Genomic DNA, 21,822 nt, shown 5'->3' with positions numbered 1-21,822 from the left:
ATCAGACAAAAAGCTAAGTTTAAATTTTGAATTATGACCGTATCTTCTTCGGTGAAAGTTGATCAGAAACCTCCTGTCTGGAAGGTGTTTCTAGATAATGTAATTCGACTTCCTTGGACTTGGCGAATTACTCTAGCATACTTAACTGTAATGTTGTTTTTGCCGATGGCAGCGATGTTTCTCAAAGCAAGTACGCAACCTCCGGCTAAGTTTTGGGAAATCGCTACCAGTGAGTTAGCCTTAGCAACATACAATGTTACCTTTCTGACTTCCATTTTTGCTGCTTTGCTCAATGGCGTGTTTGGAACTTTGATTGCTTGGGTGTTGGTACGTTACGATTTTCCTTTCAAACGCATAATTGACGCGACAGTAGATTTACCTTTTGCCTTGCCAACATCGGTTGCAGGTTTAACCCTGGCGACAGTTTACAGTGATAATGGTTGGATTGGTTCTTTACTTGCACCTTTAGGAATTAAGGTATCATTTACCCGTTTGGGGGTAGGGGTAGCAATGATCTTTATCTCCTTACCATTTGTGGTGCGGACTGTGCAACCAGTGCTTCAGGAAATGGAACAGGAAATTGAAGAGGCTGCTTGGAGTCTGGGTGCTTCTCAATGGCAGACTTTTTGGAAGGTGATTTTACCACCTTTATTTCCGACAATTTTGACTGGTGTGGCTTTGGGTTTCTCCCGCGCTGTGGGAGAGTATGGTTCAACAGTGATTATTGCTTCCAATACACCATTTAAAGATTTGATTGCACCTGTACTAATTTTCCAGAGATTGGAACAGTATGACTATTCTGGTGCAACAGTTATTGGTGTGGTTTTACTGTTAATTTCTTTGGTGCTGTTACTAGCAATTAATTTCTTACAAGCTTGGTCGAGAAGATATGACAACAGATAAGAGAAATAGTCCCAAAAAGCAGAGTTGGGTTCCGGGGGTTTTAATTGGAATTGCGATCGCTTATTTAGCTTTAGTTCAATATATCCCCACACTCAACGTATTCTACCAAGCTTTTAGAAAGGGAGTTGGCCCTTTTGTCTCTAACCTCACCCGACCTGAATTTCTCCATGCAGCTTGGCTAACTCTTTTGCTGGCATTAATTGCCGTACCTATCAATACTGTATTTGGTCTATGTGCAGCTTGGGCTATTTCTCGTCATAAATTCCCAGGGCGGGCTATAGTTCTCAGTATTATTGACCTACCTTTTTCTATCTCCCCAGTAGTTGCCGGCTTGATGCTAGTCTTACTTTATGGACGACAAGGGTGGTTTGGTCCCTGGCTTGAGTCTCATAATATCCAAATTATCTTTGCCTTTCCTGGCATGGTTTTAGCTACTGCATTTGTCAGTATGCCTTTTGTTGCTAGAGAAGTAATTCCGGTTTTAGAAGAGTTTGGTAAAGACCAAGAAGAAGCTGCTAAAACTTTGGGTGCAAACGACTGGCAGACTTTTTGGCGTGTGACACTGCCTAGCATCCGTTGGGGTTTACTCTATGGCTTAATTTTAACTAATGCCAGAGCAATGGGTGAATTTGGTGCGGTTTCTGTTGTTTCTGGCAATATTGGGAATACAACTCAGAGTCTACCGCTTTTTGTTGAAGACGCTTATAAACAGTATGAAACTGAAGCTGCCTTTTCTGCGGCTGTACTTTTGGCACTACTCGCAGTTGTGACTTTGGTGTTAAAGGAGATTTTGGAACGAAAAACCCGCATTAAGGATGTTGAATAATTCGTAATTCGTAATTCGTAATTAAAGACTTGCAATTACGAATCTTGTTAAACAAGATCAATTTGCTTTACAGGGGGTTTTTATGACCAATGAAAATATTCTGGCCATTAAGCGAATTCGGGTGAAAATCACTAAATATTATCATCAAGAACCTGTGATTTCTCGCTTGGTATCAGATTACAGCTTAACTGTAAATATCAAAGCAGCATTTTTAGGAAAAAATGCAATAGGTGATGGTTGGTTTGATTTAGATTTGCAAGGAACAGAAGCGCAAATTCAAAATGGATTAGCCTATCTCCAAGAACTAGAATTGGAAATCTGGGATGAACATAGGATAGGTAATTGGTGATTTGTATGCATCTATCTGTCAGATAATTTCACATTGCTGAACTTTTCAGGCGAAACTCTCTAGCTGAATTAGAGCAAATGCCGATTCTAATGCCTGTAAGCGGCTTTCTCCCTGACTAATTTGGGCTGACAAGGACTCATCTTGTGTTCTGTGAGGCCTACAGAATCGCTGTAATTCAAGTTGGTTAATTCGTTGCTGCACTTGTTCAGCGGTGACAACTATCCAGACCGCATCTTCTACTATAGATTCAATCGCCAGCACTGCATTAGGAATCTGCGCCGTTAACGGACCTGCACAAAACACGACTAACAGCAGCACCAGGGCATGAATTATACCGGATAGGGGCGTTTTCCCCCCAGCTTGGACATTCACAACAGTCCGCATGGTCTCCAAAAAATAAATTATCCGGATTAACTAACCGCAGAGGCGCAGAGAACGCAGAGGAATGAGGGTTTGAGTGGTTACTGAGCTTGTCGAAGGGTCGAAGTGAGATTTTTTGCGTTAAGTGGTTGAGTGTTTTTTTATTTGGAAGTCCCTTAGCAACAGCAAAACCCAACAGAATCTTTGATCATGTTGGGTTTCCTTACGTCAACCCAACTTTAAATTTTTCCTTTACGATCGCTTGACAATCAAGACAGTCGCTACGTAATTTTATTTTTTATCTCGTTCCTAGTCTCTGACTAGGAATGCTATCACAGAGGCGCTGCCTATAGCCATAGGTAGAGCCTTAGAATTCATTCCCATACAGAGTATGGGAACAAGAAAAATCTCGAATCTATTGATTCCTGATTTTATAATTCTCCTGACTCCGTTCGGCTGACGCTCACGGCGAAGCCTGAATTCTTACCTTTGAGACAAGCGATCTTGGTAATAATTAACAATTTGCGCTGCTACTTCAGAAGGGCTAAGTCCATCAGTTTGAACTTCCACTGCATCTACTGCTTTTTGTAAGGGGGAAATTTTGCGAGTGCTATCTTTGTGATCTCGTTCTGCAATATCTCGTTCCAACTGTTCTAAACTAACTTCAGGCTGACCTTGTTTTGTAAAGTCTTGCTGACGACGACGTGCGCGTTCACCAACAGAAGCAGTTAAAAAGATTTTCACTTCTGCATTTGGGAAAACATGAGTACCGATATCCCGGCCTTCAGCTACTAAACCACCTCGTTTACCCCAGTTTTGTTGTTGTTTAACCAGTGCTTTACGAACTGCGTTTTGGGCGGAGATGGCTGATACTTGTGATGTTACCTCAATGGTGCGAATTTCTTGAGTTACATCATTACCATTAATCCACACTTGTACAGGAGATTGCAGGGTTTGACTGGGAGTAAGTTCAATTTTACACTGGTTAGCTAATTCAGCGATCGCACATTCATCATCAATAGCAACACCTTTTTGTAGCACTAGCCAGGTAATAGCCCGGTACATAGCACCCGTATCTAAATACACTAAACCTAACTGGTTTGCTACTTGGCGAGCCACTGTCGATTTACCAGCACCCGCAGGGCCATCAATGGCAATGATAGGTTGGCGTAGCTCGTCATACACATCCCGCAAGATAGTGTTATCAATCAAACGTGTAGAACCAAGACGGGCTGCAATCGCCAGCATTCCTTCTTCCTCAACTTTTGTTAAAAACATCAATGTATTCGGTTCAACCAATTCAATATATTCGACATAGATAGTGCTGACCTTTGCGATTTCTTGCCACACCAATGCTATCAGCTGGCTGCTGTTGCGATCGCCAGCACGAAACGCCGCTTCAGCTTGCCGCAAGCCTTTAAATAACACCGTAGCTTGCTCTTTTTCCGTTGCAGTCAAATATTGATTACGAGAACTCAAAGCCAAGCCGGAAGTTTCCCGCACCGTTGGACAAGCAACAATTTCTATCGGCAAATTTAAATCAGCCACTAGCCGTTTAATAATTGCCAGTTGTTGACCATCTTTTTGACCAAAGTAGGCTCGGTCAGGCTGAACCAAATTGAAAAGCTTGGTGACAATCGTCGCCACACCTTGAAAATGACCAGGCCGATAACTACCACACAAGCTATTTATCATACCAGATGGAGGGATGACTTGTGTAACTGGAGTTTCTTGTATATTCTTCTGAGAAATTCCCATTTCTTCCGGAGTAGGGGCAAAAATTGCATCCACTCCAGCTTGTTCACAAAGTTTTTGGTCTTGCTCTAAAGTACGGGGATAGCGTTGATAATCCTCCTTGGGGCCAAATTGCAAGGGATTAACAAAAATACTGACAATCACCGTAGAATTTTCTTGCCTAGCTCGTTCAATAAGACTGAGATGACCTTGATGTAGACCTCCCATAGTTGGGACTAAACCAACTTCTGTCCAATACCAGGTAGTCTGATCATCAAGTAATAGCTCCTCTGGAAGCATCAGATTGCTTTCCGTAGGCGTAAGTCTGGCCGCCTGGCGGCGACGTTGGGTTAAATAACAGCGTAAAGCTGCAACTGTTGTCAGCAGGCGCACAAAATACCCCTAGTTCTTATCTATCCTCTCCCCCGTTAGTTTATATCTGATAGCGGAGCGTGGCGCAAGCCATAATTGAGGTAAGAGATAGTTGAACTAGAGGCACTTAAGTGAAAAGCGAAAAAGGACTAGAAAGGAGGCTACCTTCCTAGAACGTCAATACGCACTGGTGCAATTCCATTGCCAACCATCCCTAATAACCTGGCGGCACCAATAGAAACATCAATAATTCGACCACCGATGTATGGGCCTCTATCATTGATTCGCACAACCACAGAACGGTTATTCCGAGTGTTAGTCACACGAACTTTTGTCCCCATAGGTAAACTGCGGTGGGCTGCTGTCATTGCGTCAGGATTAAATCTCTCTCCATTGGCAGTTTTTCTGCCAGCCCAATCATAACCGTACCAAGAAGCTATACCCTGGAAGTTGATTTTAAATCCACGGGCAATCTGTTGTGGCAGCTTTGATGTCAATGCTGATGTACTGACTGGTAAATTAGCAATTTCGCTGATAGGAGATGCATTACCAATGAGTCTTCGTAGACGATTGGTTGCTTGCAACGCATCTCTTGCTAAATCTTTAGTGCTATCTGCTAGTTGCGTACCTTGATTGATTTCCACCAATTCTTGACCATCAAATTTAATGGTGTAGCGATCTAGCTGCTGTTTAACAGAGAGTCCTTTATCTTGGGCTTTATGATTAGCTGGAGATTTGTCTGCTGTTTTCCAACTTACGGTAATCTGGCTGGCATCCACATTCTCCTCAATCAGCTGATTGATTCTAGCGGCTACGACACTAGCTCTTTGAACTGGGTCATCGGCAATGGAGCTAGGAGATTTGCTCACATCTATCACGTTCCCAATACTGGCTACCTTTGCTGAATTATTAGAAACAAGGGCATATGACTTTACGCCATTACCATTTCCAACTGCACCAACTTTGGTTTCTGCACTAGTCACTGGTGCAGAACTCAGAAAGGTAAGAACAGGAATATTCCGGATGTAAAGGGTTGCCGCCTGACGGCCTCCAATACTGTGAGGATGAATGTCCGTTTTCACAGCATCCAAGGTAGGTTTCTGTGCTGGGGATTGATATTCTCCTACTTTCACTACATCAGTTAGAGCAGATGCTTGGGAAATTGGAGTCTTTTCCTCAGTTGTTTGAGTCAGACCGACTGAGGGTGTACCCAAAACGGTCAGAAACAAGGCGGCAGTAGTCCACAAATGTCTTTGATTCATGCTTCCGATTTTTAAAGCGACTATAGAACTGAAGTTTTATAATTGGTGGGTTTTTCACAAATGATGGTGATATTCCCTAAAACTCGAACCTGTTCCGCTTTCACTTTTTGTTTATAACTGCAACAGAGTAACATGAACCTTTTGGCTTGGGGATCAGGGTTTTAGCGTAGGGTTTTCTCCGGTCTTCCAATTCCCAGGTGGATTTTTCAGGTCAAACCTTTTTCAAATCAGGTTTTTGGCTTTGTAACATTTTTTTTCGGAACGTCAATAATTTCTTATGAAGAATTAATATCAGGCGATGATTTATTGAGGTGGCTACTATCTTGATGAGTCGCTAGATATTAACTGTACTGAAGTGCTATATTTAACAAGTGGTAAATATATTTTTTATTAAGAACCATATCTTTAAGTTTCGCCATTAAGTATTTATGCTTAATGAAGTTATGAGCATAAAAATTCAGCTAAACTTAATCAATGGATGATTATCTAGAAAAATCATCTGAGATTACTAGACTGAAGTTATGGTAATTTTTTAGTTATATTTAATACACAGTTTGCAAGATCAACTGAGATATTCAGGGTATTATTTAAAATAAAATTTTCCAGTATATTTACAGGAATAAAATCCGCTATCACTTCTTTAAGTATTTTTTCTTGTCAAAAAAAAAGTCATGATGGGACAATAAAAATTCTCGTCAGTGGATAAAAACAAATTTTTGGTGTATCAAAAATCACCTATATTGTCATCACTAACTAGAAAGTCAAGTATAATTATCTATTAGCAAGTTATCAGCCTTATGGCCAACTCTGAAAATTTAGAAATAGCTTCATTACCATTTTTAGAAGTTCTCAAGGATTTGCATTCTCATTACAAGTCACTGGAAGCAGGTACAGTAGCTAACTACATTCCCGAATTAGCGAAGGTAAACCCCGATTTGTTTAGCATTTGCATTGCGACTGTAGATGGTCAAATTTATGAAGTTGGGGATTATCAACAACTATTTACAATTCAGTCAATTTCCAAGGTGTTTGTCTATGGTCAGGCTTTGGAAGATCATGGACGGGATTATGTTTTGACTAGGGTTGGGGTAGAACCGACTGGGGAAGCTTTTAACGCGATTATTTTAGATGAGCAATCGAAGCGACCTTATAACCCAATGGTAAATGCGGGTGCGATCGCTATTAGTAGTTTAATTAAAGGTTCTGGTCCAACTGAACGTCTTAACCGATTGCTAGATATGTATCGTCGCTATATTGGGAGAGATGTATTTGTAGATATTTCTGTATTTACTTCCGAACGCAGTACAGGACATCGTAATCGTGCTACAGCCCATCTGATGCTTAATTTTGGCATGATTGACCAAAATATTGAAGAGTCGCTAGATTTATATTTTAAACAGTGTTCTGTAATGGTTAATTGTCGAGATTTGGCTGTGATGGCAGCTACTCTTGCTAACAAGGGTATAAATCCCATTACAAAAGAAAAAGCGGTAGATAACCGTTATATCAAAGATATTTTGAGTGTGATGTACACCTGCGGGATGTATAACTTTGCGGGTGAATGGGCTTACAATGTTGGTCTTCCAGCAAAAAGTGGTGTTTGTGGGGGAATTATTGCTGTTGTTCCTGGACAAATGGGGATAGGAGTGTTTTCACCGTTGCTAGATGTGCGGGGTAACAGTGTACGTGGGGTGAAGGTGTGTGAGGAACTGTCGCAACGGTTGGGGTTGCATCTGTTTGATTGTTCTAAGGGGTGAATGGGAGTTATGGTATCTGAGTCGCAAAGCGACAAGCTGCGTGAACGCTGGCGTATTTCTGTGTTTTTGCAGTTGAGTACGTAATATAGATATATGCTTTTTTCTCTTCGTTATGATTAAAACATGGAATGAACGAACCACGAAGACGCGAAGAGCGCGAAGGAAGAAAGTTTTAGAGAGTTTTTGCGTTAGTTCTGATAAATTGTGATCACTTCTACTCTGTTGGATATTTCCTTTCGGTTACAAACTAGGTAAGCTAGTCTTGATAATTACCTAGTATTTTGCATCTCGCCATCTCGTGAAATAATTTAACTTGTAATTTTTGCGGATTAATTTAAAGAAGTGAACCGGATAAACTCATGTTCCTTAGTCTTGAACAAATAAGAGATTCTCTTAAATATTTGGAAAAGGTAGATTCTTTTTGGGGAATTACTTTTTTAAAATTTAAGCAATTACGATTACCAGTAGCTAATACTATTGAAATATCCCTATATTCAGAAATTAAAGATTTTTTAGAAAAAAACTATAAACTCTATAAGGATTCAACATTTTCTTATAGATGTTTTCGTTTATCAAAAAATAAAAATAGATGGATAAAAATTAACCGATATGTAAATTATATAATAGAAGATGTTTATAGAAATATCCATACACTACATACACCAATATTTAGAGAAGCATTAATCAATCAAATAAATGAAGACAGATGGGGCTGGAAAGATAACTATATTGAAATTTTAAAATCCTGTTTATCTCAGCATGATAATCAACTGATTCCTACTTTTCATTTAGCCGTATGGCTATATCGTGAAAAACAATGGTCATCTGAAACAACACCAGAAGATATTATTGAAAAATTTAAAGATGATTTTTTGCTAAATGAGCAAGAAGTTAACAACTTATTTGATATTTCTATTCCTGAAAATACCAACACAAGCCAGATTTTCAAAAACAAAAAAGTGTCTTGGACAGAATTAAAAACTGTTATTGGAAAACCTCCATATATACTACCCGAAGAAGGTACTTTAACTTATTTAGAAATACAAGGAGTAGGAGCAGCAAGAAAACTTTGTTTTGAACCAGCAGAACGACTGAATTTAATTACAGGTGATAATGGACTGGGTAAAACTTTTTTACTAGAGTGTGCATGGTGGGCTTTAACTGGACAGTGGGCAAGTTTACCAGCATATCCAATGCAAACTGTAAATGAGGATGAACCTAAGATTATCTTTCAGATTTCTGGAAATTCTGAATCTGATACAGAGAGTATTTCTTATGATTGGCAGCTTCAAAGATGGAATGAAATTAAAAATCGCTCAACTATTCCCGGTCTTTTAATTTATGCGAGAGTAGATGGATCGTTTGCCGTATGGGACACAGCAAAACAATATTTGTCATCTTCATCGCGTATTAGAAACATTGAGAAAAAACCACTTCCTTTTGTGTTTACAAAAGATGAATTATGGAATGGTCAAAAAGATGAAAATGGCAATACTTTCATTAACGGATTATTACAAGATTGGATTCAATGGCAAAGTAGACCTGATAAATATCCATTTAACACTTTAGTAAAAGTATTAGAACGCTTATCTCCTCCCTCTGAAGGTGATTTAGGAATTTTAAAACCTGGAGAACCTATCAGACTGCCTTATGATGCCAGAGAAATTCCTACTATAGAACATCCTTATGGAACTGTTCCCATTATTCATGCTTCCGCAGGGGTACAGCGTATTATTACAATGGCTTATCTGATAGTTTGGGCTTATGAAGAACATAAAATACAATCAAAACTTATCCGCATAGAACCACAGAAGAGAATGGTTATTTTGGTGGATGAGTTAGAAGCACATCTTCACCCACAGTGGCAAAGAGCTATTTTACCTGCTTTGTTAGATGTCAGAGATGATTTAGCTGCTGATTTACAAGTGCAAATCATGGTTGCTACTCATTCTCCTTTAGTAATGGCATCTGTAGAACCTAGATTTGATGAAAAAATTGATAAGTTATTTAGTCTAGAACTAGTGAAAAGCGATTTATTAGGTAATGAAGTCCAAATTGAGGAACTTCCTTTTATACGTCAAGGTGTGGTAGATTCTTGGTTAATGTCTGATGTTTTTAAATTGCGTCAACCTCGTTCCTTGGAAGCCGAAAAGGCATTAAGTGCTGCGAAGGCTTTGCAGTTTTTAGATAATCCTGACTTGGAATCTGTAGCAAAAGTATCAAAAGATTTAGCAAGGTATTTATCAGAAGATGATGAATTTTGGCCAAGGTGGGTTTATTTTGCAGAAAGGCATGGAGTAGAGTTGTGATACCTGTGCAATTTCAGCCTGAACCTATAGTTTTTGACGCAAAAGTTAGACAAAAAGGTGTAGATTTTCTAAATCAAGTTTCTTCTTCTATCAATTGGACTAATAGAGAATATTGGCGTGAATCTCTAGATGATTTATGTAAATTTTATGGTCGTATTTGTGCTTATTCTGCTCAATGGATGCCTAGAACTGAAGGAACTCCGACTGTAGATCATTTTATTCCTAAGTCTGTAAAATCAGAATGGGCTTATGAGTGGGATAATTTTCGCCTGGCTTGCTTGAAATTAAATGCTAGAAAACGTGAATTTTTAGATGTTATAGACCCTTTTTTATTACCAAACGATAGTTTTATTCTCGATTTTCCTTCTTTGTTTATTAAACCTAATCCAAATATTTTAGATCCTCTTCAAAACAGATTAGTTACTACAATTAAACGCCTCAAACTTAATGAAGATGATAATTGTGTAAAAGGAAGACTAGATTGGCTACTACCTTATTGTCAAAAAGATTATCCTTTTGAATATTTAAAAAGCAAAGCTCCTTTTATTGCTTATGAATTAGAACGTCAAGGTTTAGTAGAAGTAGAAAAAATAGCATATATCATGGGAGTAAGATAAGTTAAGTTAGCATCGTTTAATCCCATTGTAAAATTTCTAGACAGTCTTAATAATGTGTGAACGAACCAAGTTTTAACAGAGTGGGATAGTTTTCTAGATTTTTAACGGTCGAATACTATACCATCTGTATTAAGTTGTGTGAATAAAAACGTGATGAGACTGGCTGAAAACTTAACAATGGACTGGGTTTTAGTAAATACCTGTATACAGTTTACTCTTTGGGGGTTTTGTTCCCTGTTACTGGCGGAAATATTAAGAGACAGTTACCATGCTTTGTGTCACCAATTTACCTGGCTGGCAAAATGGCATAATAAGCACCATGCAGCTTACCGTCGGGATTTAACCTTAGTTTCCCAAAAAGCTTACATAGATTCCCAGTTGTATCACGATATAGTTGAGTCACTTATACTGGTAGTTATGTTAACAGCAGTAGCCTTGGTTGCCCAGCAATGGGGATTATGGTTGGGAGTTGCGTATGCGGTAACTTTTTTATATGGTGCGTCTTTGCGATATTTCCAAGGGACTATTGACACAGACTATAACCATTTACCAGGACCCTTAGAAACAATTCCTTCCGTTTGGTTGGTGAATCGAAGTTACCATTGGCGACATCATTTTGATGATGTTAACGCTTATTACAGTGGTGTTGTTCCTCTCGTGGATAAAGTATTAGGGACAGGACTTTCTCTTAAAGGTAAAACAGTTGCTTTAACTGGTGCGTCAGGTGCTTTAGGACAAGCATTGGTAGGGGAATTACTCAAACACAATGCTAGAGTCGTAGCATTAAGTACTAATCCTGATAAAATACAGGCACAAACTGGGTTAAAAGTACTTGCTTGGGAATTGGGTAATGAAGCCCAACTCAAAGCCAGCTTAGAGAAAGTGGATATTTTAATTATCAATCATGGTGTGAATGTTTATAGCGATCGCACTTCGGCAGCAATTCAAAACTCCTATCAAGTCAATACCTTTTCAGCTTTGCGGTTGATAGATATATTTTCTACCACCGTCACAGGACCAGAAGCCAAAGCCACTAAGGAAATTTGGGTCAATACCTCGGAAGCGGAGGTTTCCCCAGCCTTAAGTCCCCTGTATGAACTCAGCAAAAGAGCATTAGGTGATCTGATTACTCTCAAGCGGTTAGATGGGGTTTGTGTAATTCGCAAGTTAATTTTAGGGCCGTTCAAAAGTCAACTCAATCCTTATGGTGTGATGTCACCACCCCAAGTCGCACGGGGTATTATGTTTTTAGCCAAGCGGGATTTTAGAAATATTATTGTCACAGTCAACCCGCTGACTTATTTATTGTTTCCGGTGAAGGAATTGAGTACATGGTTGTACTATCGCATTTTTAGTAAGTCAGTGAAGATTGAGTAATTTGTAGGGTGGGCATTTATTGTCCACCATTTTTAAGCCACAATGGTTTGAGCGATAGTGTATAGCCTTTTGCTAATGCGTGACGGTAATTTGAGCAGTTTAAATTGAATAAGAGGTGTAAAAATTCTGCCAGAATGGCAAATATACACTCATAACATCTTATAAATTAGAAATAACAACCTGAAGAGGTAAATGGCAAACAAATCATTTTTTACCAATAAAGTGAATGATTATATCTGACCATGAAATACATAAAACTGAAGTTTAAGCATTCAGGCGTTCATGGATGAGATGAATTTTACACTCAAGACTGATAAACCCTGACTAAAGGTGGTTCTTTTTTCCAAGAAATCTAAGCAACTAAGAATCGGGGTAGTGGCTTCCCTCGAAATTTCAGATTGTAATAGAAAGTATTTTACTATTTTATGTGTTGCTTTTTTATTAAAAATTCTAACACTAAAATTAGTCTTGGAAATAGAAAGTTAGGGTGAAATTTTCCTCATGGCTGGTAAAATTTATAGCTATTACACTTCTGTTGCAATTGTTGTCATCCTATTTTTTCCAAATAGGATGTAATTTTCACCGTATAAATTGGCAATTTATATAGCAGATACCGGAAGCTGAAAACTTTTACAGCTTCCTTTTTTATGGATATACATAACTAAATACTACAGTATCTCTTATCACGCAAATCTGAGTTATTAGGACTTACGCACTCAGCCAAGTTGAGAACAGTAGAATAGGCGTTTCAACTTCTGGAGAGATTCTTCGCTGCGCTCAGAATGACAGTTTTTCGTTTCAGCGCGTGAGTCCTGGTTATCTAAGATTTTTAACACATTAGTTACCACGTTTTAAACATCCCCTAAAAGAGAGGCACTGTTCTTTATTTCACTAATTTGCAAATTGTCACAGTAGATTTCTTATTTAGTAATCCATCCTAGGATAGATTTCGCAACTTAATTTACCTATGCCAAGACATTACAAAATCAAACATCAATTTTCATACTAGAGATAGAGATAAATTTAGTATATTTCAGACCTTAATAGAGTGTAGGTTTACTTCTGATGATAGAGGTATAATTGAGATTAGTGGTGGCATTTATTTTTATATTCTTATTTATTCATTGAATAAAAATTCAAATAATCTACAATCGGATCTATTAAATTAGAAATTTTTCATATTTATCATCCTTAAGTAATTCATCTAATGAATATAAACTTGATATAAAATTATTGTGAGGGTAAAAAAAGGTTTTTTCTATAAACTTCTTATGAAGATATAGAAAAATTTGGTAATGAATAAGAGCGGCTTAAAATAAAAATTGAAGAACTGTAGCTTTTTTAAATTTCTCTTGCGGAAAATTTCAGATTTATGAAGATCTGCTGATGAGAAAATACTAATGTTAGGATAGCATTAAGAATAGAGATATAAATGGGCTTTCTTACTTGAGCTTAATAACTTTTAGGCTTTCATTTGTGGAACAGGTTTTACCTCATTGTTGGGTAATGAAAACTCAACTAATCATAAATACTTAATTAGCTTGAAGTGGTTGATTAATTTTGCATCTGGATTTTAGTAACAGATGTAATGGATAAATTTGCCCAAATTTTGCAGTAGACGGCAACTGGTAATCATTATGTCATTCTCTTCCAATCCAAACAAGGTTTCTGATATTTACGATGCACATGAGAGCAAGTTTTTAACACCTTTTCAGCGTAAAGCACTGATCAAAAACTTGCAAGCAAATTTACAACCAGAATATCGACGTAGGATTGAAATTATGTTGTTAGCAGATATGGGGAAATCTCAATCTCATATTTGTGAAATTATCGGTTGTTCTCAGGAAATGGCGAGGTATTGGATAGGTATAGCTGAGGCTGGTATGGCACATAAGTGGAATGAACGCAGAATCGGTAGACCAAAGACTGTTAATAATCAATATATTGACAGATTGAAGGAATTAGTAAGTAATAGTCCGCGTGAATATGGCTATGCTTTTGGTTATTGGACTGCTCAATGGTTAAGTAAACATCTAGCAAATGAATTAGGGATTGAAATTAGCGATCGCCATATTAATCGCCTACTTAAAGAAATGGGACTTTCTACTAAACGTAAAAGTTCCCACCAAACAAAAAATGATCAAAATCAGGATACTGGTATTACAATTTGTGATTTGCAATCTAACTCCGAACCTAGTTTGCATTGGTCATTTAATTTAATTCAGACCAATAACTAATATTTGGAGGTAAGGAAATGCCATCAGCGTTTTCTCAGTCACAGTTAGCTGCACAAATTACCCACATTCTGGGTGATTCACTATCAAGTCAAGAACTTGAAAGTTGTATACAAGCATTAGAAATTATTGAACCACCAATAGCCAAGCAGTTTTGGCAAGCAACTACAGATGCACCGGGAATTTATATAGTTCTGTCTGGTAAAGTTCGGCTGTTAGATAGTTTGAATAATTTAATTTCCACCTTGACATCTGGTTCATCATTTGGAGAGTTGACTTTATTTCCCGAACAGAAACTGAGTTCTTATGTGGCTAGAGCTTCTGTTAATTTAACAGTGGGTTATCTTTCCCAAGAGGTAATTAGTCAATTTCCGAGAGTATGCGATCGCCTACTTCTAAAGGCAGAACTTTGGGATACACTGCTATTATTGTGCCAAAATCCTGCTACACCCCGCCATGAATCAGTAGAGGAAATGTTAACAGCATTATCCTTATTTGAGAGACAAAATCTAGAAATTGGTTCTCTAAATATCAAACTCACCAAAAATACTAAATTGTTGTTAGTGCATCAAGGAGAATTGCAACATTCCCAGGGGATAAAATTAACGCCAGGTAATATTTATGTCAATCCTCAACATGGAAATTGGCAAGCAACTCAACCTACAAAAGCCTACTTTTTACGTCATGCTGATTGGCTCACAGTAATACAAAACTGGCCACAATTAAGTAAATTGATGGATATTGAAGATGAGCCAATTCCAGAACCAATAAAGCGGGAAGTTAAAGCCAAAAACCTCAATGTGATTCAATTTCCCCAAACTACAACACAGACACAACCACAGCCACAGCCAAAAAAACATCAAAGCTATTTTCCTAGTCCTACAGTTACAGCGGGGAATTGGTGGCGCAAAATTCACAAACGCTACCCATTTTTAGAACAACAAAGTGCTTCTGACTGTGGTGCAGCTTGTTTGGTGATGATTAGCCGTTACTGGGGTAAAAATTTCAGTATTAACCGCTTGCGAGATTTATCCAATGTTAATCGCGCTGGTGCATCAATGCGAAGTTTAAGCACAGCGGCTGAAACTATTGGATTTGCTACTCGTCCGGTGAAAGCCAGTTTAGATAAATTAGCACAACAACCCCTACCAGCGATCGCACACTGGGAAGGTAAACATTACATCGTTGTCTATGAAATTACCAAAAAACGGGTCATTGTAGCTGATCCTGCGATCGGTCAACGCAGCCTATCTATTGGCGAATTCAAAGCAGGTTGGACTGGTTATGCGTTGTTATTGCAACCAACAAACTCACTCAAAGAAACCCCAGAAGCTAACACACCATTCTGGCAACTATTTGATTTAGTTAAACCTCACTCACAAGTCCTATTAGAAGTATTTGTTGCTTCGGTGTTAATTCAAATCTTTGGATTGGTGACACCTTTATTTACTCAACTATTATTAGACCGAGTAATTGTTCAAGGTAGCACCATTACTTTAAACACCGTTGGTTTTGGATTGTTAATTTTTGGCTTATTTCGTGTCGTCATCAATGGACTTAGACAATACTTACTAGACCATACAGCCAACCGAATTAGTGTAGCTTTGATGGTAGGTTTTATTAAACATACTTTTCGCCTACCTTTGTCATTTTTTGAATCTCGTTATGTTGGTGATATTGTCTCTCGTGTCCAAGAAAATCAGAAAATTCAACGTTTCTTAACTGGTGAAGCACTGTCTATTGTTTTAGATTTGCTGACGGTATTTATCTATGTAGGATTGATGTTTTGGTACAGTCCACCTATGGCTTTATTAGTCTTAGCAATTGTACCACCTTTTTTCTTACTAGCGCTTTTCGCCACACCTTTTTTAAGACGCATTAGCCGTGAGGTATTTACTGCGGTAACTAAAGAAAATAGTTACTTAATTCAAAGTCTCACCGGAATTTCTTCCATTCGCTCTATGGCTATTGAACAAACAGTCCGCTGGCGTTGGGAAGAATTGCTCAATAATTTGACCAAGAAAAATTTTAGTGGTCAAGTAATTGGTAATCAACTACAAATTATTAGCTCAACAATTCAAACTGTAGCCAATACTGGCTTATTGTGGTTCGGAGCTTGGTTAGTCATTCAGAACCAATTAACAATTGGACAATTAGTTGCTTTTAATATGTTATTAGGCAACGTTATTCAACCTTTTCAAAGGTTAATTATATTGTGGAATCAATTGCAGGAAGTGATTATTTCCACAGAAAGAATTAATGATGTATTAGAGGCGGAAGTAGAAGAAGACTTAGCAATCCAACCCCGTCAGAGTTTACCTAGATTGCGCGGTCATCTGCGCTTTGATAACGTCACTTTTCGTTATCATTCAGACAGTGAAATTAACATCCTAGAAAATCTTAGTTTTGAAATTCTGCCTGAACAAACTGTAGCAGTTGTAGGGCGGAGTGGTTCAGGAAAAACAACTCTTTCTAAGTTAATTTTGGGTTTATACCCACCAACAGATGGCAGGGTATTAATTGACAATCAAGATGTGACTAGTATTTCTTTGCAATCACTGCGATCGCAAATTGGAGTTGTTGACCAAGATACATTTTTATTTGGTGGCACAATTCGGGAAAATATTAGTATTGCTCATCCAGAAGCTGCGCTAGAAGAAATTATGGAAGCAGCACATTTGGCAGGGGCAGATGAGTTTATTAAACGCATGGCTATGGGTTATGAAACCCAAATTGGTGAAGGTGGAGGAATGTTATCAGGAGGACAACGCCAACGTCTAGCTATAGCTCGTGCTTTACTGGGAAATCCTCGTCTTTTAATATTAGATGAAGCTACCAGTCATCTTGATTCTGAATCTGAGCGAATCATTCAGAATAATCTCAGAATAATCCTCAAAGGACGCACAAGTTTAATTATTGCTCATCGCCTTTCTACTGTGCGTCATGCTGACCTAATTTTAGTTTTAGATCGCGGTGTTTTAGTTGAAAGCGGTACTCACGAAGAATTAATTGCCAAGAGAGGACATTATTACTATCTCAATCAACAACAACTTGCACAAACAGGTTAATTTACAGCAGGAGTCAGGAGTCCAGCTTTAAATTTAGATTCTGTACGTCTAATTAAGGACGCATCTCTAAAATTTTATTGTTTCAAATCTTCTCAATTCAAAATTGGTAATTTCCCAGCTAAATCTAGAGACGTTGCATACAACGTCTCTAATATATATGTCAGATTTGAAACTAAATTTCAGCGTTTTATAAATGAATATTATTCGCATAAATCAGCGTTTAAGCATTCATGATTTTTACCTTGAAAGTAAGTCTAATCTTATTAGTCCCAAATTGATTATGCCACAATCAACTTACAATTCATCATCCACCCTTGTGCTACCAGAACAGGCTCAATCATCTTTGAGTCAAAATGGCACACAGATAGTAAATAAGGAAAAAGATTGGTTTTATGGTACGGAAGAATTATTAGATGCTTTACCGAAAGCATGGACACGCTCAATGCTTTATTTGCTGGTTAGCTTTGCAACTATAGCTCTACCTTGGACAATGTTTTCCCAAGTTGATGAAACCGGAAATGCTATTGGCAGAATAGAACCTAAAGGTGCAACCCAAAAATTAGATAGTGTAGTTACTGGGAGTGTGATCGCAGTTAATGTTACCGAAGGTGCAACTGTTAAAGCAGGACAAGTCTTAGTCGAAATGGAATCTGATGTTTTGCGAACAGAATTACAACAAACAAATGCCAAATTAGAAGGATTATTAAGCCGCGAAGGACAAATAAAATTACTCAAAAATCAGGTACTGTTAGCTATTAATATTCAAGAACAACAAAATCAGTCCCAAAATTTAGCAAAACTTGCTCAACTTAATCAAGCACGGCAAAACTTAGATGCTAAACAAAGTGCATATCATTTGCAAAAATTGGAAAAACTTGCCCAAGTTGATCAAGCAAAACAGAACATAAATTCTAATCAAATTGCTCATCGTTTAGCCAAAAGTCGTTTGAGTCGAGATTTATTAGAAGTTTCACGTTATCGTACCCTTTTAAAGGCTGGTGCAATTCCCCAAACCAAAGTTGTAGAATTGGAAAAAACAGCAGAAGATAGCGAACGTTTGCAAGCAGAAGCAACGGCTAATATCCAACAATCCCAGTTGCGCTTACGAGAAGAATTCAGGCGCTATCAGTCAATTATGAATCAAGCCCAGTCAGATATTGAACAGGCTAAACTACGTTTAAAAGAAGAGGAAAGTAGCTATCAAGGTGTCATCCAATCAGGTCAACTAACATTGCTCAAAAATCAGGAACAGGTGAAAGATTTGCAAACACAAATTACTTCTTTACAATCAGAAATAACTCAAACTAAGAGTCAGATTACATCATTGCAATTGCAATTACAGCAGCGGGTAGTGCGATCGCCTATTGATGGCATAATCTTTGAATTACCCATTAAAAAGCCTGGTTCTGTTGTGCAACCAGGACAAATGATAGCTCAAGTTGCACCGAAAGATACCACCTTAATTTTGAAAGCACAAATGCCTAGCCAACAGAGTGGATTTGTGGAGGTTGGAATGCCAGTTAAAATTAAGTTTGATGCTTATCCTTTCCAAGAGTATGGTGTCACCCAGGGACGTGTTACCTGGATTTCACCTGATTCTAAAATTCAAGAAAATAGCTCCAATCGTCTCGAAAGTTATGATGTAGAAATCTCGTTGGAACAACCATATATACAAACGGGTAATAAACGTATACTCTTAACACCTGGTCAAACAGCAACAGCAGAAGTTATTGTGCGTCAGCGACGAGTAATTGACTTTATTTTAGACCCATTTAAAAAGCTAAAAAATAATGGTCTAGAGCTTTAGTTAAGTAGCCATTATTTAAGTCGTAAATTCAGTAAGTAGATAGGCATAATTAAAACTCATTTGTGGGATTATTGGCTGTTTATATTTTATAGTTAACAGCCAATATTTAATTTTGTCGGCGTTTTAATAAATGCCTATTGTCACCTATCATTAGATAGAACTTAAAATAAAAATATTTGTTGAATATGATATTTTTATCTAAAAATTCCTAGTGTAGGATATAAAATTAGAATACGGCAGATTGTAACTTAGTAGATTACAAAATTGAAAATCATAAATTGGTATCACTGGAGGAATTAGATTATGTTAAAGTCGGTAATTGTTTCTCCTGAAGATATTCTTTATCATCTCAAGATATCTTGTCAGATCCCTAATTTACTAGAAGCAATCGCTACTAGGAAAATCATTGCTGATATGGCTGTTAAGGAAGGAATTAACATCAAGATTGAAGAACTGCAACAGGCAGCAGATAGCTTAAGATTAGCAAATAAACTGATTAAAGCGGAAGATACCTGGACATGGTTAAAAAAACATTATCTTTCTTTGGATAACTTTGAAGAAATTGCTCATACAAACTTACTCTCTGCAAAGTTAGCTAATCATTTATTTGCAGATAAAGTTGAACCTTTTTTTTATGCTCATCAACTTGATTACACCGGAGCAGTAACCTATGAAGTGATATTGGATGATGAAGATTTAGCTTTAGAAATATTTTATGCTTTGCAAGAGGGAGAAATAAGTTTTCAAGAAATTGCTCGTCAATATATCCAAAATCCAGAACTGCGACGTGCGGGAGGATATCAAGGTATTCGTCAACGGAGTGATTTTAGACCAGAAATTGCATCTGCAATTTTTGCTGCTAATCCACCACAAATTCTCAAACCAATAATTACACCTCACGGAGTGCATATAATTATGGTTGAGGAAATTATTAAACCCCAGTTAAATGAACAGATGCACTTAAAAATTATGGGGGAATTATTTACAAATTGGTTGAGAGAACAAGTGAACAGATTAGAAATTGTTGCCAAGCTACCAGAGGATAAAAATTCTTCATCTGCTCCAGAAATATTGAGTGAAGCTAGTTAAACTTAATTTTTCCATAATCATGCCTAAATAAAACTAAAACACATTACTTTTACTGGAAGTAATCAAAATCAAAAAACCGAGAATCTCTGACTACTTGAAAGCAGATTCTCGGTAAATATTTTATATTTACAGTAGGGGTATATTGCAATATGCCTCTACTAGATTACCAATTATCCATAAATTTAGTTTGAGCTATGTTTAGTAGTACTCAACTTAATCCAGTTTAATTTGATGCCAGGAAATTTTAATTTTCTATCATGAGTTGGATGATGATTAGCTTCGGCCAATATATAGTTTTCTTGGAGTAATTTATAGTAGGTTTCGTGGGGTATGTAGTCTTGAGGATCATATCCAGAAAAATGGAGGAATAAAACACAAGCCCAAGAATAGTTACCCAGGATAATTGCTTTGATAATTTGTTGAAATTGAGAGTGTTTAAATATCTGCTCTAATTGTTGTTTTTGTTCAAAATTCTCTTGAATCATACTAAATGCCCTTTAAATGAGAAGTCAACCTAATTGATAAAGACTACTAGTGCAGCATGGTGAAAATACAGCAGGGAACAGGGTCAAAATTGAAACCTAGACACCAAGCTAGTTTTACTCCTGACTCCTGAATTCTGCTGTAAATTTATGGCAATGAAGATAAGGGAGTGTAAATATCCTTGGATCTGGCATTGAGGTAAGGACGTTGCAATTCAATTTTATGTAATGAAAAATGGTTGAAAATAGATGCCATTCGACCTTCTGGACTATGCTCACCTTGCTCCCAAGCTGAAATTAAACCATTAGCGATAATTTGACAGCGATTTGTACCAAAACTTTCTTGATCACTAAATTTATGATCTGGTTCTTCAGCGCAAGCTAATCCCGGTGCTAACAACTTGGTAAATAAAGGTACTTGTTCCTGAAAGTAGGATTTATTTTCTGCATAGAGCCTTTCTAATACTGGGTGAACGACATCATAGTTGCCTTTGTTAAAGTAAAGCACGGCTGAGTCATAACGTCCATAATCTGACGGATTATATAGTGCTTTAAAAGAAAAAGAAATCGGGATCTTATTTAGTTGCTCTGTTAAACTTTCCATAACTGCCGCTGCCCCTTCTGGTGTTAAGTTAAAGTAAATTCGCGTAATCTGATGATTATTTTGAGAGCCTGCGTTAGCTACAGCCATATAAAATCCGTTCTGCACCAGATTTTTAGGCATTTTGATAGATACAAACTTACCAGCAGTTATGGTTTGGTTTGTTGGCAACAAATGTACCTTGGGTTCAACGTGCAATGTTAACCCATTTTTATGCACTGCGAATGTGCGATCGCTTTCTTCCCTGACTACCTGCCAGTTATGACTCCAGTAGCCTTCACTTTTGTTCCTGGTATGTAAGCGATCATAAAATTCTAAATCTACGCCGAATAAGCTGTTATTTTCGAGATTTTGGGACAATTTTGCATTGGGTTCTTCTTGATCAGAATTATGAATAGGTTTCGAGGCGACGTTATAATAAGCACCGTATAAAAAATTACGCAATTGTAACTTCAAATGCTGTTGCTGCATTTCTAATGGTAACTGTTCAAAACGAGGGATGACTGACTCTGGCAATTCTAATGGTTTATAGTTTGGATGCTTGATACAGTGGTGAGATTCAATTTCAATCTGATTCACCATATCTTGTAGTGATGTCTGCAATTGTTCTGGCAACTCTGAAAGTTGACTGTGCAGTGAATCTAATAGTTGCATGGGTCTACTAGGGTGGAGGGT

Annotated in this window: 16 protein-coding genes; 11 read left to right on the top strand and 5 right to left on the bottom strand. The window is 37.6% G+C overall.

What is annotated here, in order from left to right; genetic code table 11:
• The first annotated feature begins 33 nt into the window (after window positions 1-33).
• The 3 genes from cysT to ACSQ6I_RS02410 all read left to right on the top strand — a co-directional run bounded on the left by cysT (window position 34) and on the right by ACSQ6I_RS02410 (window position 2,078).
• Window positions 34-903, top strand: coding sequence for a sulfate ABC transporter permease subunit CysT (gene cysT, locus ACSQ6I_RS02420; RefSeq protein ID WP_438888684.1), 870 nt, complete (start codon window positions 34-36; stop codon window positions 901-903).
• On the top strand, window positions 890-1,729 hold the full coding sequence (gene cysW / locus ACSQ6I_RS02415; protein WP_438888683.1) for a sulfate ABC transporter permease subunit CysW: 840 nt from the start codon (window positions 890-892) through the stop codon (window positions 1,727-1,729). The genes cysT and cysW overlap by 14 nt, the downstream gene beginning before the upstream one ends.
• 82 nt (window positions 1,730-1,811) lie before the next feature.
• Entirely contained in the window at window positions 1,812-2,078 is a 267-nt protein-coding gene (locus ACSQ6I_RS02410; RefSeq protein WP_438888682.1) for an NIL domain-containing protein, read from the top strand.
• A gap of 45 nt (window positions 2,079-2,123) precedes the next feature.
• Here the strand turns inward: ACSQ6I_RS02410 and ACSQ6I_RS02405 are convergent, their stop codons facing one another.
• The 3 genes from ACSQ6I_RS02405 to ACSQ6I_RS02395 all read right to left on the bottom strand — a co-directional run bounded on the left by ACSQ6I_RS02405 (window position 2,124) and on the right by ACSQ6I_RS02395 (window position 5,806).
• Window positions 2,124-2,462 (bottom strand): SulP family inorganic anion transporter, encoded by a 339-nt coding sequence (locus ACSQ6I_RS02405; protein ID WP_438888681.1) that lies wholly within the window; start codon window positions 2,460-2,462, stop codon window positions 2,124-2,126.
• A 459-nt stretch (window positions 2,463-2,921) separates the two neighbouring features.
• Complete coding sequence (locus ACSQ6I_RS02400; RefSeq protein ID WP_438888680.1) at window positions 2,922-4,565, bottom strand: bifunctional pantoate--beta-alanine ligase/(d)CMP kinase; 1,644 nt, start codon at window positions 4,563-4,565, stop codon at window positions 2,922-2,924.
• Window positions 4,566-4,705: 140 nt separating this feature from the next.
• On the bottom strand, window positions 4,706-5,806 hold the full coding sequence (locus ACSQ6I_RS02395) for a septal ring lytic transglycosylase RlpA family protein (protein WP_438888679.1): 1,101 nt from the start codon (window positions 5,804-5,806) through the stop codon (window positions 4,706-4,708).
• Window positions 5,807-6,603: 797 nt separating this feature from the next.
• Here ACSQ6I_RS02395 and glsA point away from each other — a divergent pair.
• From glsA to ACSQ6I_RS02355, 8 genes are all read left to right on the top strand, one after another.
• Entirely contained in the window at window positions 6,604-7,563 is a 960-nt protein-coding gene (gene glsA / locus ACSQ6I_RS02390; RefSeq protein WP_438888677.1) for a glutaminase A, read from the top strand.
• A 359-nt stretch (window positions 7,564-7,922) separates the two neighbouring features.
• On the top strand, window positions 7,923-9,872 hold the full coding sequence (locus ACSQ6I_RS02385) for an AAA family ATPase (protein WP_438888676.1): 1,950 nt from the start codon (window positions 7,923-7,925) through the stop codon (window positions 9,870-9,872).
• Window positions 9,869-10,489, top strand: coding sequence for a hypothetical protein (locus tag ACSQ6I_RS02380; protein WP_438888675.1), 621 nt, complete (start codon window positions 9,869-9,871; stop codon window positions 10,487-10,489). Before ACSQ6I_RS02385 ends, ACSQ6I_RS02380 begins: the two co-directional genes overlap by 4 nt.
• A gap of 153 nt (window positions 10,490-10,642) precedes the next feature.
• Window positions 10,643-11,866, top strand: a complete 1,224-nt coding sequence (locus tag ACSQ6I_RS02375) for a bifunctional sterol desaturase/short chain dehydrogenase (protein WP_438888674.1) — start codon at window positions 10,643-10,645, stop codon at window positions 11,864-11,866.
• 1,637 nt (window positions 11,867-13,503) lie between these two features.
• A complete protein-coding gene (locus ACSQ6I_RS02370) occupies window positions 13,504-14,103 on the top strand; it encodes a helix-turn-helix domain-containing protein (RefSeq protein ID WP_438888673.1) in 600 nt (199 codons plus the stop codon).
• Window positions 14,104-14,120: 17 nt separating this feature from the next.
• Window positions 14,121-17,168 carry an ABC transporter transmembrane domain-containing protein gene (locus ACSQ6I_RS02365; RefSeq protein ID WP_438888672.1) on the top strand — a complete coding sequence of 1,016 codons (3,048 nt, stop codon included), beginning with the start codon at window positions 14,121-14,123 and terminating at the stop codon, window positions 17,166-17,168.
• 280 nt (window positions 17,169-17,448) lie between these two features.
• Window positions 17,449-18,975 carry an HlyD family efflux transporter periplasmic adaptor subunit gene (locus ACSQ6I_RS02360; RefSeq protein ID WP_438888993.1) on the top strand — a complete coding sequence of 509 codons (1,527 nt, stop codon included), beginning with the start codon at window positions 17,449-17,451 and terminating at the stop codon, window positions 18,973-18,975.
• Between the two features lie 303 nt (window positions 18,976-19,278).
• Window positions 19,279-20,064 carry a peptidylprolyl isomerase gene (locus ACSQ6I_RS02355; RefSeq protein WP_438888671.1) on the top strand — a complete coding sequence of 262 codons (786 nt, stop codon included), beginning with the start codon at window positions 19,279-19,281 and terminating at the stop codon, window positions 20,062-20,064.
• A 182-nt stretch (window positions 20,065-20,246) separates the two neighbouring features.
• Here ACSQ6I_RS02355 and ACSQ6I_RS02350 read toward each other — a convergent pair whose 3' ends face one another.
• The gene (locus tag ACSQ6I_RS02350) at window positions 20,247-20,549 is read right to left on the bottom strand and encodes a HetP family heterocyst commitment protein (RefSeq protein WP_438888670.1); all 303 of its coding nucleotides are present in this window, start codon (window positions 20,547-20,549) and stop codon (window positions 20,247-20,249) included.
• Window positions 20,550-20,694: 145 nt separating this feature from the next.
• Window positions 20,695-21,801 carry a T3SS effector HopA1 family protein gene (locus ACSQ6I_RS02345; RefSeq protein ID WP_438888669.1) on the bottom strand — a complete coding sequence of 369 codons (1,107 nt, stop codon included), beginning with the start codon at window positions 21,799-21,801 and terminating at the stop codon, window positions 20,695-20,697.
• Window positions 21,802-21,822: the final 21 nt, after the last annotated feature.

The organism is Anabaena sp. WFMT, assembly GCF_051781005.1.
In the GTDB taxonomy this organism is placed as follows: domain Bacteria; phylum Cyanobacteriota; class Cyanobacteriia; order Cyanobacteriales; family Nostocaceae; genus Anabaena.
This window is presented reverse-complemented; position numbering and strand designations above follow the sequence as displayed.

Coding starts and splice junctions, on each gene's coding strand:
- ACSQ6I_RS02360 (WP_438888993.1), top strand. CDS start 17,449: ATGCCACAATCAACTTACAATTCATCATCCACCCTTGTGCTACCAGAA.
- ACSQ6I_RS02405 (WP_438888681.1), bottom strand. CDS start 2,462: ATGCGGACTGTTGTGAATGTCCAAGCTGGGGGGAAAACGCCCCTATCC.
- ACSQ6I_RS02365 (WP_438888672.1), top strand. CDS start 14,121: ATGCCATCAGCGTTTTCTCAGTCACAGTTAGCTGCACAAATTACCCAC.
- ACSQ6I_RS02350 (WP_438888670.1), bottom strand. CDS start 20,549: ATGATTCAAGAGAATTTTGAACAAAAACAACAATTAGAGCAGATATTT.
- ACSQ6I_RS02355 (WP_438888671.1), top strand. CDS start 19,279: ATGTTAAAGTCGGTAATTGTTTCTCCTGAAGATATTCTTTATCATCTC.
- ACSQ6I_RS02385 (WP_438888676.1), top strand. CDS start 7,923: ATGTTCCTTAGTCTTGAACAAATAAGAGATTCTCTTAAATATTTGGAA.
- cysW (WP_438888683.1), top strand. CDS start 890: ATGACAACAGATAAGAGAAATAGTCCCAAAAAGCAGAGTTGGGTTCCG.
- ACSQ6I_RS02370 (WP_438888673.1), top strand. CDS start 13,504: ATGTCATTCTCTTCCAATCCAAACAAGGTTTCTGATATTTACGATGCA.
- cysT (WP_438888684.1), top strand. CDS start 34: ATGACCGTATCTTCTTCGGTGAAAGTTGATCAGAAACCTCCTGTCTGG.
- glsA (WP_438888677.1), top strand. CDS start 6,604: ATGGCCAACTCTGAAAATTTAGAAATAGCTTCATTACCATTTTTAGAA.
- ACSQ6I_RS02410 (WP_438888682.1), top strand. CDS start 1,812: ATGACCAATGAAAATATTCTGGCCATTAAGCGAATTCGGGTGAAAATC.
- ACSQ6I_RS02345 (WP_438888669.1), bottom strand. CDS start 21,801: ATGCAACTATTAGATTCACTGCACAGTCAACTTTCAGAGTTGCCAGAA.
- ACSQ6I_RS02395 (WP_438888679.1), bottom strand. CDS start 5,806: ATGAATCAAAGACATTTGTGGACTACTGCCGCCTTGTTTCTGACCGTT.
- ACSQ6I_RS02375 (WP_438888674.1), top strand. CDS start 10,643: ATGAGACTGGCTGAAAACTTAACAATGGACTGGGTTTTAGTAAATACC.